Source organism: Kineococcus vitellinus, assembly GCF_009906315.1.
Classification (GTDB): Bacteria; Actinomycetota; Actinomycetes; order Actinomycetales; family Kineococcaceae; genus Kineococcus; species Kineococcus vitellinus.
In genome coordinates this window covers 1-493 of record NZ_JAAALL010000654.1, presented here as the reverse complement: position 1 = coordinate 493, position 493 = coordinate 1, and the positions used below count along the sequence as shown (strand labels likewise).

The 493-nt window shown below is 81.1% G+C and carries 1 protein-coding gene; it reads right to left on the bottom strand.

Annotation, left to right across the window (positions count from 1 at the left end; translation table 11 throughout):
- Positions 1 to 23 precede the first annotated feature (23 nt).
- Positions 24 to 493, bottom strand: a 470-nt coding sequence (locus tag GTQ99_RS23950) for an STAS domain-containing protein (protein ID WP_166618109.1), incomplete at its 5' end; no start/stop codon positions are given.

The window sequence follows — 493 nt, the reverse complement described above, 5'->3', positions numbered from 1 at the left end:
CGTGCGGGGGTCGTGGGGCGTCGTCAGGACGCGGGGAGCCGGCCGTCGGCGACGGGGCGGGCCAGCTGCAGCACCCGGGCGACGGCCGGTCGCGCCGCCGAGGTCGTGCAGCTCCCGCCGAGGTCGGCGCAGTCGCGGCGCACCCGCTCGACGAAGCGCACGGCGGTCGCGTCCAGCGCGGTGACCTCCCGCACGTCCAGGTGCACGCCGGCGCCCGGGTGCGCCCGGCAGTGCCGCAGCACCTCGTCCACGACGAGCGCCAGGTCGTCGCCCAGCAGCAGGTCCACCTCCCCGCGCAGCCGCACCCGCAGGTGCTCGCCGGACGCGCGGGTGGTGACCGAGGAGGTGAGGAGCGCCTCGGGCGCCGGCTCGCCGGCGGCCCGCCCGCGCGGCGGCAGCGGCAAGACGGCCGCGCCGGGCAGCTCCGCTCCGCGCGGGGAGCGCGGGCGGTCCCCGCGGTGGGTGAGCAGGCGGACGCGCACGGCGGGGGAGG